Raw genomic sequence first — 15,432 nt, 5'->3', positions numbered from 1 at the left:
GAAATGGCATTAAATAATTTGCTATTCTGACAGTTCAACGATAATGAGCGACAGGTTGTATTTCTTCAGGGAAATGCAACCTGTCAGGCATTACAGGAGAACAATGATGGCAAACGTCTGCACCCGCGCATGGGTTCATGGCATCGTTCAGGGTGTCGGGTTTCGCTACAGCACGCAACGTGAGGCGCTCAGGCTCGGGGTGACCGGTTACGCCCGCAATCTGGATGATGGTAGCGTCGAAGTGCTGGCTTGCGGCGAAGCGCAACAGGTCGAGGCATTAATTGACTGGCTGAAGGCGGGAGGGCCGCGAAGCGCGCGGGTTGACAAAGTGTTGACTGAACCGCATCAACCCGCCAGAACGTGGGATAAGTTTGATATCTGTTACTAAATGCATTTCACCGGTTTTGGCAGACCGGCGATTTTGGTAGCCTGCTTTGCCGGGCCTTTCGGGAACAGACGATACAGATAGCGACTGTTGCCTTTTTCTTCGCCAAATTTGTTAGCCATCGCCTTTACCAGCATACGAATGGCGGGGGAGGTGTTGAATTCGAGGTAAAACTCACGCACAAAACGCACCACTTCCCAGTGCTCAGGGGAGAGGGCGATACCTTCGTTTTCGGCGATTGTCACCGCCATCGGCTCGCTCCACAGGGTGGTGTCTTTCAGATAGCCTTCGCTATCGGTCTCAATTTCTCTGCCGTCAAAAATAAACATAGCGCTTCATAATCCGAACAAACTGGCGGCAGTGTAGCAAAAAAAGAAAGCCCCGCATAAGCGGGGCTTTCGTGTCGGGCGTTAACCGTTAGTCTCTGCTGGCAAAGCCAAGAATACTCAGCAGGCTGACGAAGATGTTGTACAACGAGACATACAAGCTCACTGTCGCGCGAATATAGTTGGTTTCGCCGCCGCGGATGATATTGCTGGTCTCAAACAGGATGGCGCCTGAAGAGATCAGAATGAACACCGCGCTGATTGCCAGATGCAGCGCCGGCAGTTGCAGGAAGATGTTCGCTACCATGCCAATCAGCACTACCACAATACCCGCCATCAGCATTCCGCCGAGGAAGGACATGTCTTTGCGGGTGGTCAGTACGTAAGCCGAGCAGCAGAAGAACACCAGTGCGGTGCCGCCAAGCGCCATGCCGATGACATCGCCCATGCCGGCAGAGAGATACGCGTTAAGGATCGGGCCAAGGATATAGCCCAGGAAGCCAGTGAACGCGAAGGCCGCCAGAATGCCGCTGGGTTTGTTCGCCAGCTTATAGGTCAGGAACATCAGACCATACATCCCAACTAATGTCAGGATCAGCCCCGGCGACGGCAGCATCAGCACCGTGCTGGCCGTTGCTGTGATGGCAGAAAATGCCAGCGTCAGGCTGAGAAGAAAATAAGTATTACGCAGAACTTTATGCGTACTCAGCAGCGATGAACGATCGCGTGACGAGGTAATTATACGATCCATAAGTCACTCTCTTATGACAGATATCATTAACGAAGAAGCATAAAAAAAGGGAAGGAAAAGCCCTAATGCTTTTACCCAACTTTACTGATTCTCCTTTCTTTCTCAATAGCGGATTATTTCGCTATTTATCATAAAATCAGCATAAACGTTTTTTTCATTCAGCCAAGCAGATCGACATCTTATAGGTTACTGAAAATTATTGCTTTAATGGAATTCCATGTCTAAGACTGGAAGCAGGGTCGCAAAAATTTACTGCAACATTTTCTGCATAAGGCAATGGACATGAGAGCATTTAAACATAATCGCATTACGCTAATATTGCTGGCGACGGGACTGTTGTCCATGACACCGGCCGCTTTTGCCGCCACGGTGCCCGCGGGAACTGAACTGGCGGCGGAGCAGACTCTGGTCAGGAACAACGGCAGCGAGCCGTCGTCGCTCGATCCGCATAAAGTCGAAAGTGATGTCGAAGCAAATATTATCAAGGATATGTTCGAGGGTCTGGTGGCGGTTAATGTCGATGGTCAGGTAGAGCCGCGACTGGCTGAAAAGTGGGATGAAAAGGACAATACCGTCTGGACATTTCATTTGCGTCCCGGTGTGACCTGGTCCGATGGCACCGCCATCACGGCGCAGGATATCGTCTGGAGCTGGCAACGTCTGGTTGATCCTAAAACCGTCTCTCCGTATGCCACCTACCCGGCAAATATGCATATCGTTAATGCGGCTGAGATTGCCGAAGGTAAAAAAGCCCCTGATACGCTGGGTGTGAAGGCGATCAATGACACCACGCTGCAGGTGACGCTTAACCAGCCAAACGCCGCGTTTTTGCCGATGCTGGCCCACCAGTCGATGGTGCCGATCGATAAAATCCTGATTAGCCGCTTTGGTGACAAATGGACCCAGCCGGAGCATATCGTCACCAGCGGCCCCTATAAACTCTCGCAGTGGGTAGTGAACGAACGCATCGTGGCGCAGCGTAATCCCCGTTACTGGGATGATGCGCATACAGTGATTAATACGGTTACGTACCTGCCCATTGCCTCAGAGACGGCGGATGTGAACCGTTATAAAGCGGGCGAGATTGATATTACCTCGACGGTACCCATCAACCAGTTTGCCTCGTTGAAGAAGACGCTGGGCGATCAGCTCAACGTGACGCCGCAACTGGCCACATATTATTACCAGTTCAACACCACGAAACCGCCGTTTAACGACCCGCGCGTTCGTCGGGCGCTCAATATGGCGCTGGATAAAGACATCATTGCGCAAAAGGTGCTGGGGCAGGGGCAGCGTGCCGCCTGGGTCATCAGCCAGCCGGAAATCGGCGGTGTGAAACTGGCGAACCCGGACTACGCCAGCTGGCCGATGGAAAAACGCATCAGCGAGGCGCAAAAACTGCTTGCAGCGGCAGGGTTTGGCAAAGATCATCCTTTGAGTTTCAGCTTGCTGTACAACACTCAGGAATCACACCAGCGTATCGCCATCGCCGCCAGTTCGATGTGGAAAAAGAACCTTGGCGTAGAGGTAAAGCTGCAAAATCAGGAATGGAAGACCATGCTCGACAACATGCACACCGGCAATTTTGACGTTGTGCGTTACGCCTGGATTGCGGATTATGACGACGCTTCAACCTTCCTGAACAACTTCCGCACTGGCGATAGTGAAAACACCAGCCGGTACAGTAGCCCGGTATTCGACGAGGCGCTTATTAATGCGTCGAGGGCGGAAAAGGTAGCTGACCGGGGTAAATACTATCAGCAGGCGGAAGACAGCCTGGGCCAGGATGTCCCGGCGATTCCCCTTTATCACTACGTTCGCTCCCATCTGGTCAAACCGTGGGTAGGGGGTTTTAACCCGGACCGTCTGGGGTATTACTACACGAAGGACATGTACATTAAAAAGCATTAATCCAGATGGCGCTAAGGCGCTGAATAACGAGTCGATGTGCTGCAATTTCAGGCGAAAAACGGCATTTTGATGGTTTTTCAGGCAAACGATCAAAAACAGGCTTTACACGGCGAACAGGGATGTTTATAGTGCGCCTCATTCCGGAAGTGTGGCCGAGCGGTTGAAGGCACCGGTCTTGAAAACCGGCGACCCGAAAGGGTTCCAGAGTTCGAATCTCTGCGCTTCCGCCAGATTAAACAAGGGGTTACCGAAAGGTAACCCCTTTGTTTTTTGGCTGTCAGAATCCAGCTTCTGTCCTCATTGCCGTTCCCGGAGCCGGTCTTTCAGTTTCACGCCAGTGTTCCGCCAGATACCCGCTGTTGAGAGAAATCAATCGTCACCATCAGCCCACCCTCTGCAGAGGTGCTGAGGCAGATGCTGCTGTTGTGTTGCTGCGCCACCGCTTTGACTATTGCCAGCCCCAGGCCACTTCCGTTTTGTATCTGATTGGGATCGCGAAAAAACCTATCGAACACACGCTCCCTTAACTCAGGCAGAATACCAGGTCCTGAATCTGAGATTCGCAGCTGAGTGAATTTTTCGAGTGATCGCACATCAACCTCAACCCGACCGCCCTCAGGGCTGTACTTCACGGCATTTTCAATCAAGTTATCAATCAGCGACATCAGGCGCTCCCTGACACCAGAAATCCAGATTTCATCATGAGCGTAAAATTCAAATTCAATCCTGCGCTCTGCAGCCAGCGGAGACAGCTCAGCCATTCGTTCCTGAACGAGCGTCGTCAACGGCACAGGCTCCATAACAGTGTCAGTGAGTGCTTCGCTGTGCATCATCAGCAGCAACTGATTGACGAGACGAGCAGCACGGCTATTGCTGCGAATAATCCCGGCCAGCAACTCCTGCTGACTCTCGCTGCTGACCCAGGACTGCAACGCTTCAACGTTAATGCGCATCGCAGCCAGTGGGGTACGCAGCTCATGAGCGGCATCGGCAATGAAAACCCGTTCTCTTTCCGTGCTTTCTCGCAACCTCGCAAGAAATACATTTATCGCGTCCACCATCTGGCGGAGCTCCATATGCTTTGGCACTGCTTTTAAGGGAGACAGATCTTCTGGCGCGCGTAAAGCAATCTCATTTACCACCTTGTTCCAGGGGCGCATTGCAATGCGGACTGACAACCACGCAGGAAATAAAAGAAAAGGGATGCACACCAGCAACGGCAATATGTAGTACCCCTGCGAATTGAGATAGATAAAGAAGTTCCAGCTTCCGGCAGGAGTGACAAGTGTTACCTCCGTGTCAGCGCTCCCTGACTTCAGGGTACGACTGGTCCAGGTGCGGCCTTCACTCTCACTATTCTGGAGTTGTCCATATCGCGTGTTTGTCACCCCTGTCGGAGCGCCATCAGATGAATAAATTATCTTGTCATTCTTCCGAACGATGAGGCTGATTGTCAGCGCGGGATCTTCGCCTCCACCATAGCTTTCCCGCAGCGCATGGCTGAACGCTTCCAGTACCTCGGTTCGCGCTTGCGGGCGATCATCCATGCGATCAACCACGGTGAGGATGGTTTCGTAAGTCTTACTGCCCGTCAGCATCGGGGGGCTACGCAAGTTCTCCCACAAAATCCAGGTCAGAAAAAGACACCAGAGCAGTGTAAGCAGCAGCATCTGGGCAATCATGATTCGCCGTACCAGCGTCGGAACTCTCAGGCGGAGCCAAAAATTTTGCATCAATCTGCTCCCTTCCTGATGGGGACGGTATCAATGACAAACCCTACGCCTCTCACTGTTCGCACATAACCTTCGCCGATTTTGCGCCGCAAATTACCCATATGCACATCAAGAGCATTGCTCATATTCTCTTTGGTGCCGAATATCCTTTCCTCAAGAAACCTTCGTGTAAGTACGCGACCGGTGCGCAACAGTAACGTCTCGAGCAGCGCGTATTCGCTCGCCGTCAACTCTATATTCTGCGCACTCACTGTCACACGGCGAGTCGGCACATGGAGAGATAACCCGCGAATTTCGATCACCTCATTCTCAAAACCGTAACTACGGCGCGCAAGGGCTCTCACCCTGGCCAACAACTCGGCGAGAACAAAAGGTTTGACGAGATAGTCGTCAGCACCGGCATCCAGCCCGTACAGGCGATCCTGCAAAGTGCCTCGCGCAGTGAGAATGATGACGGGGATCCCTTTGAGATGCTGGCGCAAGTACGCCATCAGACTCATTCCATCGCCGTCGGGCAGGCCGAGGTCGAGCAGCACAAGTTCTGGTACGCAGACATCGAGTTGATGTAGCGCATCCATTTTGCGGCGAACCCATATAACTTCTAATCCTTGATCTGCAAGGGCAATACGTACGCCATTGCCGAGATCAAGGTCGTCTTCGATCAGGAGAATTTTCACAATAGTTACGTTATCAACAGTGAATGAAGAACGTATGAAGAAAAAACCGATACCAGAAAATCTATCAGATTTGCAATGTCGGGACATGCTTCAGTATTTCTTCATTTTAGGCTCATGAGAACTTTAGGGAGCGTATTCAGACTGTGCGTTCTGGCGTTTAAAACCGCTTGCATCGTAATCGTTTGAATCCATAAGGACTTCTTTAATGAGCAACTACGAACTACGTCATAAGTTCCTCCCTTCACTCTCGGGACTCCCCCTGAATAACATGCTACCGGGCGCGCTGCTGGCGTTACTGACCACTCCAGCACTAGCGGCCGAACCGCAACAGGGTAACGTCTTAACGTTGGGCGGAGGCGTCGATGTTACGTCACGTTATTCTGGTTCGGATGAAAACCGCGTCACAACGGCCCTGGTACTTGATTACTCGATGCATAATGGGTTCTTCGCTAGTACCACGCGGGGTATCGGTTACGGCAACAGCATCGACAACCTGGATTACAGCGCTGCGCTGAGCTATCGCGCAGGCCGTAAGGATCATAATGTAGACAGCGATGCAATGAGCGACGGTAGTGACTACTTGCGAGGCATGGGCGACATCAAAGGCTCGGCTCTCGGTGTATTTGGTCTGGGGTATAAAGTGACCGACTGGCTTAATTTGCAATTGCAGGCTGAGGTGCCGTTTTCTCAGCGAGACAATGGCGCGGCCCTGCATTTTGGCATTACCAGTCCGCTTTATAGCTCATCGAAAAATACCGTGACGATGGCGCTGACCAGCAGTTGGGGAACGAGCGACTACATGCAGACTTACTACGGAGTAAGTTCATCGCAGTCAGCCGCATCGGGGTTTACTCAATATGATGCCGGATCGGGGATTTATGCCTTGTCCATGAATATGGACTGGACGCACAACTTCAACCACAGCTGGAGCGTCATTGCTGCCGCAGGCTTTACGCAGTTGATGGGAGATGCGCGTAACAGTCCCGTTGTGCAACGAAAAGCATCACCTGAAGGAAGCCTGAAAGTGACATATCGCTTCTGATTGTTGTTTGATGTATTCGTCAACCTGGTGTCGGCTATGGAATTAGCATGTTCTCAACAGAAAATCCCCGACAGTTTGCATACAGCGTTGTCGCTCTTCTATATGGGGCATATGGCTTGAGTTCTCAAAAATGACCCACTGCGCGCCGGGTATCTTATCCATAAAAGGCTGCACAACTTCCGGGGTTGCCTCGTCGTAACGCCCGGAAATGAGCAGGGTTGGCACCGCAATTTTCCCGAGCCGGTCAACAATGCTCCAGTTTTTCAACGAGCCAATAATGTGAAATTCCGAGGGACCGTTCATGGCCAGATACACACCAGGGTTGGACTCCAGCGCGGCAAAGGTACGCAAGAGTTCTTCTGGCCAGGGATCAAGGTGGCAAACATGGCGCTGATAAAAAACCATACTTGCCGCTTTGTATTCCTCGCTGTCGAGCGTCCCCGCTTTTTCATGTTCCAGCAACGTGGCCTGCACTTCCGCTGGCAGCTCAGCGCGGAGTCTGGCGGCGGCTTCCATCCACAGCGTCATGGACGCCGGAGTGTCGGCGAGGATGAGCGCTTTCAGGCCTGATGGCTGCGTAACGGCATGTTCCGCCACCAGCATTCCGCCCCAGGACTGACCGAGCAACGCGTAATCGTCCTCAATTCCCAGCGTCAGAAGCAGGTTAGTCAGTTCGGCAAGAAAAAGGGAAGGTTGCCAGAATGAGGGATCGACATCTGGCAGATGGGTTGAACGTCCGTTTCCCAGTTGATCGTAATGGATAACGGAGTGTCCGGTTTCGGCAATATCTTTAAACGCATCAACATAATCATGAGTACAGCCCGGGCCGCCATGAGCCACTACCAGCGGCGTCTGCCCGTTATGCAGATCGCCGCAGATGCGAAACCAGGTCTGATAGCCCTGAAAGGGTGCAAAGCCTTCACGAACGGTGTACATGGGACGTTTTCCTTTGAAGTGAACCTGCTCTCAGGGTAGAACGTCATGGGTCGTACTGAAAACTAGTAAAAGTGCTAGTTCTTAACTGTCGAGCAGGCGGTAGTGCATCGCGCGTACCACAGCCTGTACGCGATTCGTCGCGCCGAGTTTTTTCGCCGCCGTGTTCAGATGCAGCGTGATCGTTGCGACCGATCGATGCAGTTTACGGGCGATTTGTTTTGCCGTCAGCCCTTCGGCGGACCACGCCAGACATTCGCGCTCGCGGTTGCTTAGTCGGATGTGGTGACAGGTACGCATTGAGGCGTCAAACAGCGGAAAAGCCGTCTCCTGAAAGTGATGTGCAAGAAACATCATCCGGGCGAGCGTATCACTGATATCAGGTTCCGTGTAATGACGGGTTAGAATGCCTGTCAGCGTAACGAATCCGCCATTCGGCAAATGCAATGGCACGGTTGCGCCGCAGGGCATGTTGTTATCGCACATATAACGGCTGACTTCACGCGCGTTATTATCCATCATATGGCGCAGCACGCAGCTTGCCGGGAATTGATATGACCAGGCGAAGGGCACGCAGCTTTGCAATGCGTAACGCTGCACCGGATTGGCCTGATAATAGCCGCGTTCGCACCATAATTGATGCATATCGGCCGGTGCATTGCGCATTTCACGTAGCGAAGGGGTCATTAGTTCCCCATCAGGCGAACGCGGAACCGGTGTATAGTGGTAAATCACTGCATCAAAACCCAATGATTGCATCCGGGCAAACAGCCTGGCGAACGCAGCTTTAAGCCTGGCGGAATCCATATTTCCAGGGCGACTGGTCTCAACTTGCATACTTTTCCCCTTACATTTAACGGTGCTATGTCACGGACATGGTTTGTGCAAATCTGTCTATGACTCAAATTGCGTTATGCAATTACAGTGCCGCCGGACGGTCATAAAAATCGGCGATCCGAACGCGTTCCGGAGGACTTATTTTTGCATTCTGTAATGATCGTTAATAACGATCGATCGGTGATAATCGATCTGCAAAATGAATTATCCAGCACCGCTTCGCTTATGTTAGATTTCTGAAAAAATTAACTTGTTGTTTATTAATTCATTTCCTGTCTTCTTATGGGGTGGCAGCCCGTTGTCCTGAGTGCGCGACAGTGGAATGTAATCAGGTAATGGAATGAAAAGATGTATGCGATGCAATAAGAAGAGGAGCCTGTGGGATCGCCTTTTCGGGCTGGACAATGAGTACTGCGATCGCTGCCTGATGCTCGTCAATCAGGAGATAAGGGCAAAACGTGAAGTTCCCGTTAATACATCCGAAAACAGAAAGTAACGACAAGGAACGTTCATGTACTTTTTATCCCGTCGCTTTGGCTGGCAGGAAGCCTCTTTCGAGGATTATATTCAGGCCTGGCAGCTGTTTGGTGGAAGCACACTCGCTGATCCCCGCATTCTTCATTTCTTTCATACCCGATATCGTCTTAACGAAACGTTCTTTATTCAACGGAACAGGACGGGAAAGCTAACGGGCGGCGTATGCGTCTGGGAAGGTAAATATATTGCGGGTGACCAGAGGCCTGTGAAAGCACATCAGTTATCCCGCTATCCTCTTAATTTTGACGAGCTGGTATTGCCTGTCTCTGCGGAGATCAGAACGTTATTACCTTTCAGAACAAAATTTCTGTCCGGGCTTAATCATGCCTCATTCATGAATTGCAGCCACTGGCTCAATGCAGGACGAGAAATCAGTATTGTCAGACCGGTAAGTCAGAAAACACGCCAGTCCCGTAATCGTGAATTAAAACGATTTCTGAACAGTGGCGGCGAAGTCCGCTGTGTGACTGATTATTCACATGATGAACTCATTAGTATTTATGCACATCTGTATTTTCTGCGAAGAAAGAAACAGATTGCCACAGAGCCGGTCGCTGAATTACTGAAAGAAATACCCGATCTTATGTTCGGGAAAATACTCCTCTTTAACGGTGAGCCCTGCGCCATGCAATGGCTCACGAAGTCAGAAGACAACCAACGCGTTTATCTGGATTACATTAACGCCGGTATGGATCTCTCGTTGTCATCATTGTCTGTCGGCACACTGGCGGCATGGGCAAATATTCAGGCGGCGCATGATTATTGCCAGACGGCAGGGAAGCAGATGCGATTTAGTTTTGGCCGTCCGACCGCTGACTATAAAGCCCGCTGGTGCGATCGGGAACCGCTTTATCGTCTGATCTCTTAATTCCGCGACCCCTCATACATAAACATGAAACACGAACAACAAAAAGATATCAGCGTTATTATCCCGGTCTACAATGCAGCCGCCACGCTTGGTGGTCTTATTCATTCATTGCTCAATGAGCAGGCGGTTAACATGGAAGTGATCGTCGTGGATGATGGCTCAACCGATGAGACATGGGCAGAGCTCTGTGCTATTACCGATGAACGGCTTATTACGCTTCGCCAGGAGAATCAGGGCGTATACGCTGCACGTAACGCTGCGCTGGCCATTCACCGCGGTGAATGGGTGGTGTTCCTTGATGCCGATGACCAGATTACCGGGGATTTTCTGCAGGAGCGGCTGCGCACGGCCCGTGAAACACAGGTGGATGTTGTTGTCTTTAATGGCTGGCATGTCAGCAGCACCGGGGAGCGTCGTCACACCGTTCACCGCAAACAACTTTACGGGCAGATACTCACCGGGTATGAATGGATACGCCATTGTGTCCGTCAGCGAGAATGGCCACATTATCTCTGGCTGCAGATGGTACGTTCGGCGTATATTCGCGAAAATAACCAGCGATTCCAGCCCGGCAAAAGTCACAAAGATATTTTATGGACAGTCCAACTTGCTACCGGAAATGGCCGTTTCTATTTCGCTGACAGGAAGGATTACTTCTATGTCAGTAACCCGGCATCAATCACGCACCGGCGGGATTATTATGATATCCGGGCGGTCAGCTATATTGATCTGATTGCAGAGATCCTGGCGCTCAGCGCACAACCACAGCACCGCGCGATAAGGTGTTCTCTGGTCAGGCATGCGCTGGTAGAGAGCAGGCATTTTCTGGGGCTGTACCGGCGCAAAGTGGATAACCCGCAGGTACTGAGAATGCAGTTCAGACAGCGGATTTCGCTGTGCCAGTTACTGCCAGGAGTGAACAGCCTGAGTGATGTTTTTTTCTTCCTGAAGCTGGTACATAAACTCTGCCTGCCGCTGCGTCGTCAGCGTGTCCATACGCTGAAATAATCACTATCCGTGCCGTCTCGGGTTGTCTTCCTGCAGGATATGCAGTCGCAGAAGTTGTGCAAGCGCCGCCGCATCTTTGCGCTCAATAGCGGCCACCATCGCGAAATGTTCCTCCGATGACTGAACAATTCTGGCATGCGAGTTCCATTGCCCCAGCGCCGCGGAAGGCACCCGGCCACGTAATTCAAAAATAAGCTCAATCATATCCAGGTTGGAGCAGGGGGCGAGCAGCGCACGGTGAAAGGCGAGGTTAGATTCGTACTGCTCTAACAGCGTACCGTACTGGGTGTAGTGATCGAACAATTCCGCGCACTGGCGCAGGGTATCCAGTTGCTGTGGTTGAATATGCTCCACGATGTCCGCCGCCGAGGCGCTTTCCAGTATCGCCCGGATAGCAGAAATGTTACGGCGTTGCTGCTCATCAGGCGTATAAACGTGGTAGCCGCGGTTAGGTACATGCTGCACCAGTCGTTCAATCACCAGTTGATCCAGCGCCCGGCGCACCTCGCTACGGGTGCACTGATAACGTTCAGCCAGTTCCACCTGTTTCAGCCAGGAGCCCGGCTGAAATTCTCCTGTGTTGATGTCCATCGCGAGGCGATTGGCGACATGCACCAGAGCACTTTTACGGTGCGCCATATCTTCTGTTCCTTCTGCTGTTTCTGCGATCTTATGCTGCTGCCCGACCCACTGATAATGACGGGCTCCTTGTTTTTTCGCCAGCGTAAACCCCGGCACTATCGTTTTTTTATCTGACACTGTGGCGAATTGTGACACGAGCCAGATCTTTTGTTAATAAATTGTTTTTTAAATTGGCGCCAATTTTGGTTTTGTGTTTGAATCGAATTTGAACAGCGACTGAATGAGCAAACAATTTATGCAACAAACTGATATTAAAAGTAATTCAGAAAATGCCGCGGTGCGTGGTCTGGCGCTTTACTACCGAGGAAGCACCACCATCTTCTCCTGCCAGCACGATCCGCGCTTTCAGTATTGCCTGTATGTTCCCCCTGGCTTTGACGATGACAAAAGCGGATATCGCCTGATCGTGGCGATGCATGGCACCGGGCGCTCGATGGTGCAGTATCGCGACGCTTTTGCCGAGTTTGCACGCTACAACCGTTGCGTCGTGCTGGCGCCGTTGTTTGCGGTCGGGCCGCTGGGCGATGGCAACGCCCACGGATTTAAGTACATCATCGAGCAGGATCTTCGCTACGACCAGCTGCTGCTGGCAATGATCGATGAAGTCAGCGCCTTGCTGGAATATGACTTTGGCCGCTTTTTGCTCTTTGGCTATTCAGGCGGAGGACATTTCGCTCACCGCTTTCTCTACATCCATCCGGAAAAATTGCTTGGCGTTTCCGTCGGTGCACCGGGGTCGGTCACGCTGCTGGACGACAGCAAGGCCTGGTGGCCCGGCGTGCAGAACTTTGAGCAGATTTTTGGCAAGCCCCTCAATTACAGCGCATTACGCGAGGTGGCGGTACAGCTGGTGGTGGGGAAAGTGGATCTGGAAACCTGGGAAATTACCCATAAACCCGGTGGCCGCTACTACATGCCTGGCTGTAATGATGCTGGCGTTACTCGTATTGAGCGCAACACGGCACTGTTGAACAGCCTGCGCGAACACGGCATTGACGCCGTCCAGGACATTGTCCCGAATGTCGGCCATGACGGGATGAAAGTTCTGGAGCAGGTCAAAGATTTCTTCCTGCGGGTTTTGCTGGCACATCGCTGAGGAGCAAATAACGTGACGCAACCATTTCCGCTCATTGAAATTTCCGGCACGCCCTATGCGCGCGGCTGCCAGTATGGCGAACAGGCAAAAGCCCGAATTCACGCCAGTGTGGCCATTTATGGCGACCAGCTTGATGCCCTGCAGATCTCCCGCGAACATCGCGAAAAACTGATCACCCGTTTCAGCGCGATTATCCACGATTTTGACGCGGATTATCTTAACGAGATGCGGGGCATTGCCGCGGCATCAGGCGTGCCGCTGGAAGCGATTGTGATGATCAACGCCCGGACTGAAGTCATAGCCCAGGCACGAAACCTGCAGTGCTGTGCGACGCCGCATGATGACGCGATAAAAGACGGCTGTACCGGCGCGGTGATCCTGCCTGAACGCAGCCATCACGGAAAGCTTATTCACGGGCAGAACTGGGACTGGCGAGCCGAATGCGCGGAGAGTTCCGTGGTGGTGAAAATCAAACGGGAGCAGGGGCCGGATGTGCTGACGTTTGTTGAGGCAGGTGGCCTTGGGCGCAGTGGCATGAACAGCGCAGGCATCGCGATTACTGCCAACTACTTGCGCTGCGAGCGCGACTATCAACAGCAGGGCGTCCCGTTGTCACTGATTCGGCGTAAAGCGCTGGAGCAGCAGCATATGGCGCTGGCGATGAAGGTGGTCGCCACCACGCCGAAGTCCTGTTCCAACAACATGATCCTCAGCACCCGAGAGGGATTCGCCATCGACTTTGAATGTGCGCCGGACGAGAGCTTCACCCTGTACCCGCAAAACGGCCTGCTGGTGCATGCCAACCACTGGGAAAGTCTGCCTGCCCGCTGCAAAGTCCGTGAGGAGGGTATTGAGGCATCGCCCGATTCGCTGTACCGGGGATGGCGTGTCAGCGAACTGCTGAAAGGCTGCGAAAAACCCGGTGAAGAAGAAATGAAAAATGCTTTTTTTGATGATTTCGGAACCCCTTATTCGGTGTGCCGCCCGCCACGTCCCGGATTCAGCAGTGATTTGTCTGCCACCGTGGCGATGATTGTGATGACACCTGCTGATGGAGTGATGGATGTGGCGCCACTTCCGGCGCTGAACCGCACCTTTACACGTTACACGCTCGACTAACAGAGAGGCTGGTATGAAAAAGTTTTTATCTGCGGTGGCACTACTCATGCCGGGGCTGATGGCGCAGGCGGCTGACAATACTGTGATCCGTTTCGCCCTCAATCAGGATATCCGGAGTAGCCAGCCAGGCGTGAACCGTGACGGTAACACCGACGATGTCCTGATGCACGTTGTGGAAGGTCTGGTCGGGTATCGCGAAGACGGTACTGTCGGACCGATGCTTGCCTCTTCATGGGACGTCAGCGATGAGGGGAAAACCTACACCTTTCATCTGCGCGACGGGGTGAAATTTCACAACGGTGACACCATGACGGCGCAGGATGTGATATGGAGCTGGAAGCACTGGAACGATCCGAAAACCCAGTGGCGATGTTTACGTGAATTTGACGGCAGTAGCCTGATTCATGTGACTGACGTCAGCGCGCCGGATAACCGCACGGTAGTCATGACGCTGGAAAAACCGGTGGCGCTGTTCCTTGATACGCTGGCGCGAACCGATTGTGGTGCCACGGCGGTGATCAGTCCGAAATCCGTCGCGGCGGATGGCACTTGGGTTGCGCCGATTGGCACTGGCCCCTTCGTTTTTGGCGACTGGAAACACGGCGAATACGTCTCCCTGAAAAGGTTTGCTGATTACAGCGCCTTACCGGGTAAACCTGATGGTTTTGTCGGCGGGAAAAAAGCGCTGGTTGATGAGGTTCGCTTTATGGCCGTGCCGGATGCGGCGACGGTAAAAGCAGGTCTGCAATCCGGTGCGGTGGATCTGGCGCAGGTCAGCCCGATTGATGGCAGTGATCTGAAAAAAGACCCGAATATCACGCTCGAAGTGGCCCCGAATGCCCAGCGTCATGTGATGTTGATTCAGACGGACGATCCGCTGCTGAAAAACGTCAAACTGCGCCAGGCGATTGCCTCCGCGCTGGACAGTGAACAGATAGCACTCGGCACAAGTCAGAATATGGCTCACGCCTCTAATTCCAATATTTCCGTCGCCTCGGCGTTTTACAGCAATGTTCAGAAGCAGGGGTACAAATACGATCCGGCGCGCACCGCGCAGTTGCTGAAAGAGGCAGGTTACAAGGGGCAACCGCTGGAGATTATCGCCAATAAGCGTGCCACGGTACCGAGTTTTGACATGGCGATTATCATCCAGGCGATGTTGCAGGGGGCAGGTATCAATGCCCGTGTCACCACCATGGAGTGGGCGACACAACTGGAACGTTATCAGTCCGGCCGCTATCAAATGATGACATTCACCTATTCGGCGCGCTTCAACCCCGCGCTGGCGTTTGAGCAGATTACTGGCGACAAAACCCAACAAAAACGCAAAGTCTGGGGCGAACCACAGGCCATCGCCATGACCGACAAACTGGCCACCCTCGACGATCAGGCGCAAATTCAGGCGCTGACCGACAAACTCCATCAGCAGATGATTGCTGATGTCCCGCTGATTATCTTCTATCCGGGGCTGGATATTGTTGCTCACCGCAAGGTTATCAGCGGCTATAAAGCCTGGCTGGCGGCTGCAGCGCGGCTGTGGAACGTCAGCAAAGCCTGATGAGATAAG

Annotated in this window: 15 protein-coding genes and 1 tRNA gene; 9 read left to right on the top strand and 7 right to left on the bottom strand. The window is 52.6% G+C overall.

Going from position 1 to position 15,432, the window contains the following annotated elements; translation table 11 throughout:
* Positions 1–106 precede the first annotated feature (106 nt).
* Positions 107–388 carry an acylphosphatase gene (gene yccX, locus GTGU_RS04975; RefSeq protein ID WP_038154611.1) on the top strand — a complete coding sequence of 94 codons (282 nt, stop codon included), beginning with the start codon at positions 107–109 and terminating at the stop codon, positions 386–388.
* Here the strand turns inward: yccX and tusE are convergent.
* A complete protein-coding gene (gene tusE / locus GTGU_RS04970; RefSeq protein WP_038154609.1) occupies positions 385–714 on the bottom strand; it encodes a sulfurtransferase TusE in 330 nt (109 codons plus the stop codon). The genes yccX and tusE overlap by 4 nt on opposite strands.
* A gap of 88 nt (positions 715–802) precedes the next feature.
* A complete protein-coding gene (yccA, locus tag GTGU_RS04965) occupies positions 803–1,462 on the bottom strand; it encodes an FtsH protease modulator YccA (protein ID WP_038154607.1) in 660 nt (219 codons plus the stop codon).
* Between the two features lie 342 nt (positions 1,463–1,804).
* Here yccA and GTGU_RS04960 point away from each other — a divergent pair, with 342 nt between their 5' ends.
* Together GTGU_RS04960 and GTGU_RS04955 are read left to right on the top strand one after the other, a co-directional pair.
* Positions 1,805–3,373, top strand: coding sequence for an ABC transporter substrate-binding protein (locus GTGU_RS04960; RefSeq protein WP_425427400.1), 1,569 nt, complete (start codon positions 1,805–1,807; stop codon positions 3,371–3,373).
* Between the two features lie 142 nt (positions 3,374–3,515).
* Positions 3,516–3,603 (top strand) — tRNA-Ser (locus tag GTGU_RS04955).
* Between the two features lie 99 nt (positions 3,604–3,702).
* Here GTGU_RS04955 and GTGU_RS04950 read toward each other — a convergent pair.
* Together GTGU_RS04950 and GTGU_RS04945 are read right to left on the bottom strand one after the other, a co-directional pair.
* A complete protein-coding gene (locus GTGU_RS04950; RefSeq protein ID WP_038154603.1) occupies positions 3,703–5,106 on the bottom strand; it encodes a sensor histidine kinase in 1,404 nt (467 codons plus the stop codon).
* Positions 5,106–5,783 carry a response regulator gene (locus GTGU_RS04945; RefSeq protein ID WP_038154617.1) on the bottom strand — a complete coding sequence of 226 codons (678 nt, stop codon included), beginning with the start codon at positions 5,781–5,783 and terminating at the stop codon, positions 5,106–5,108. The genes GTGU_RS04950 and GTGU_RS04945 overlap by 1 nt, the downstream gene beginning before the upstream one ends.
* Positions 5,784–5,988: 205 nt before the next feature.
* Between GTGU_RS04945 and GTGU_RS04940 the strand changes: the two genes are divergently transcribed.
* On the top strand, positions 5,989–6,825 hold the full coding sequence (locus GTGU_RS04940; RefSeq protein ID WP_038154601.1) for a MipA/OmpV family protein: 837 nt from the start codon (positions 5,989–5,991) through the stop codon (positions 6,823–6,825).
* Between the two features lie 42 nt (positions 6,826–6,867).
* Here the strand turns inward: GTGU_RS04940 and GTGU_RS04935 are convergent, their stop codons facing one another.
* Positions 6,868–7,761 (bottom strand): proline iminopeptidase-family hydrolase, encoded by an 894-nt coding sequence (locus tag GTGU_RS04935; RefSeq protein WP_038154599.1) that lies wholly within the window; start codon positions 7,759–7,761, stop codon positions 6,868–6,870.
* Between the two features lie 81 nt (positions 7,762–7,842).
* Positions 7,843–8,595, bottom strand: a complete 753-nt coding sequence (locus GTGU_RS04930; RefSeq protein WP_038154597.1) for a helix-turn-helix transcriptional regulator — start codon at positions 8,593–8,595, stop codon at positions 7,843–7,845.
* Between the two features lie 511 nt (positions 8,596–9,106).
* Here GTGU_RS04930 and GTGU_RS04925 point away from each other — a divergent pair.
* Both GTGU_RS04925 and GTGU_RS04920 read left to right on the top strand, forming a co-directional pair.
* Complete coding sequence (locus tag GTGU_RS04925) at positions 9,107–10,000, top strand: GNAT family protein (protein ID WP_038154595.1); 894 nt, start codon at positions 9,107–9,109, stop codon at positions 9,998–10,000.
* Between the two features lie 24 nt (positions 10,001–10,024).
* Positions 10,025–11,008 carry a glycosyltransferase gene (locus GTGU_RS04920; protein ID WP_038154594.1) on the top strand — a complete coding sequence of 328 codons (984 nt, stop codon included), beginning with the start codon at positions 10,025–10,027 and terminating at the stop codon, positions 11,006–11,008.
* 3 nt (positions 11,009–11,011) lie between these two features.
* On the opposite strand, the gene GTGU_RS04915 is transcribed toward GTGU_RS04920, so the two are convergent.
* Positions 11,012–11,767, bottom strand: a complete 756-nt coding sequence (locus GTGU_RS04915) for a GntR family transcriptional regulator (protein WP_245609588.1) — start codon at positions 11,765–11,767, stop codon at positions 11,012–11,014.
* Between the two features lie 118 nt (positions 11,768–11,885).
* Between GTGU_RS04915 and GTGU_RS04910 the strand changes: the two genes are divergently transcribed.
* Genes GTGU_RS04910 through GTGU_RS04900 form a run of 3 tightly spaced genes read left to right on the top strand, consistent with a single transcriptional unit; the run spans position 11,886 to position 15,423 of the window.
* The gene (locus tag GTGU_RS04910) at positions 11,886–12,746 is read left to right on the top strand and encodes a hydrolase (RefSeq protein ID WP_038154592.1); all 861 of its coding nucleotides are present in this window, start codon (positions 11,886–11,888) and stop codon (positions 12,744–12,746) included.
* Positions 12,747–12,758: 12 nt separating this feature from the next.
* Positions 12,759–13,865: a C45 family autoproteolytic acyltransferase/hydrolase gene (locus GTGU_RS04905; protein ID WP_038154591.1), complete on the top strand. Its 1,107-nt coding sequence runs from the start codon at positions 12,759–12,761 to the stop codon at positions 13,863–13,865.
* A 13-nt stretch (positions 13,866–13,878) separates the two neighbouring features.
* The gene (locus GTGU_RS04900) at positions 13,879–15,423 is read left to right on the top strand and encodes an ABC transporter substrate-binding protein (RefSeq protein ID WP_038154589.1); all 1,545 of its coding nucleotides are present in this window, start codon (positions 13,879–13,881) and stop codon (positions 15,421–15,423) included.
* Positions 15,424–15,432: the final 9 nt, after the last annotated feature.

It is taken from the genome of Trabulsiella guamensis ATCC 49490 (assembly GCF_000734965.1).
Lineage (GTDB): Bacteria > Pseudomonadota > Gammaproteobacteria > Enterobacterales > Enterobacteriaceae > Trabulsiella > Trabulsiella guamensis.
Note: the sequence above shows the minus strand (reverse complement) of the source record. Positions and strands in the feature narration are given on the sequence as shown.

Bases quoted from the DNA above. Each gene is read 5' to 3' on its own strand.
- yccX (WP_038154611.1), top strand. From the start codon at position 107: ATGGCAAACGTCTGCACCCGCGCATGGGTTCATGGCATCGTTCAGGGT.
- tusE (WP_038154609.1), bottom strand. From the start codon at position 714: ATGTTTATTTTTGACGGCAGAGAAATTGAGACCGATAGCGAAGGCTAT.
- yccA (WP_038154607.1), bottom strand. From the start codon at position 1,462: ATGGATCGTATAATTACCTCGTCACGCGATCGTTCATCGCTGCTGAGT.
- GTGU_RS04960 (WP_425427400.1), top strand. From the start codon at position 1,805: ATGACACCGGCCGCTTTTGCCGCCACGGTGCCCGCGGGAACTGAACTG.
- GTGU_RS04950 (WP_038154603.1), bottom strand. From the start codon at position 5,106: ATGCAAAATTTTTGGCTCCGCCTGAGAGTTCCGACGCTGGTACGGCGA.
- GTGU_RS04940 (WP_038154601.1), top strand. From the start codon at position 5,989: ATGAGCAACTACGAACTACGTCATAAGTTCCTCCCTTCACTCTCGGGA.
- GTGU_RS04935 (WP_038154599.1), bottom strand. From the start codon at position 7,761: ATGTACACCGTTCGTGAAGGCTTTGCACCCTTTCAGGGCTATCAGACC.
- GTGU_RS04930 (WP_038154597.1), bottom strand. From the start codon at position 8,595: ATGCAAGTTGAGACCAGTCGCCCTGGAAATATGGATTCCGCCAGGCTT.
- GTGU_RS04925 (WP_038154595.1), top strand. From the start codon at position 9,107: ATGTACTTTTTATCCCGTCGCTTTGGCTGGCAGGAAGCCTCTTTCGAG.
- GTGU_RS04920 (WP_038154594.1), top strand. From the start codon at position 10,025: ATGAAACACGAACAACAAAAAGATATCAGCGTTATTATCCCGGTCTAC.
- GTGU_RS04910 (WP_038154592.1), top strand. From the start codon at position 11,886: ATGCAACAAACTGATATTAAAAGTAATTCAGAAAATGCCGCGGTGCGT.
- GTGU_RS04900 (WP_038154589.1), top strand. From the start codon at position 13,879: ATGAAAAAGTTTTTATCTGCGGTGGCACTACTCATGCCGGGGCTGATG.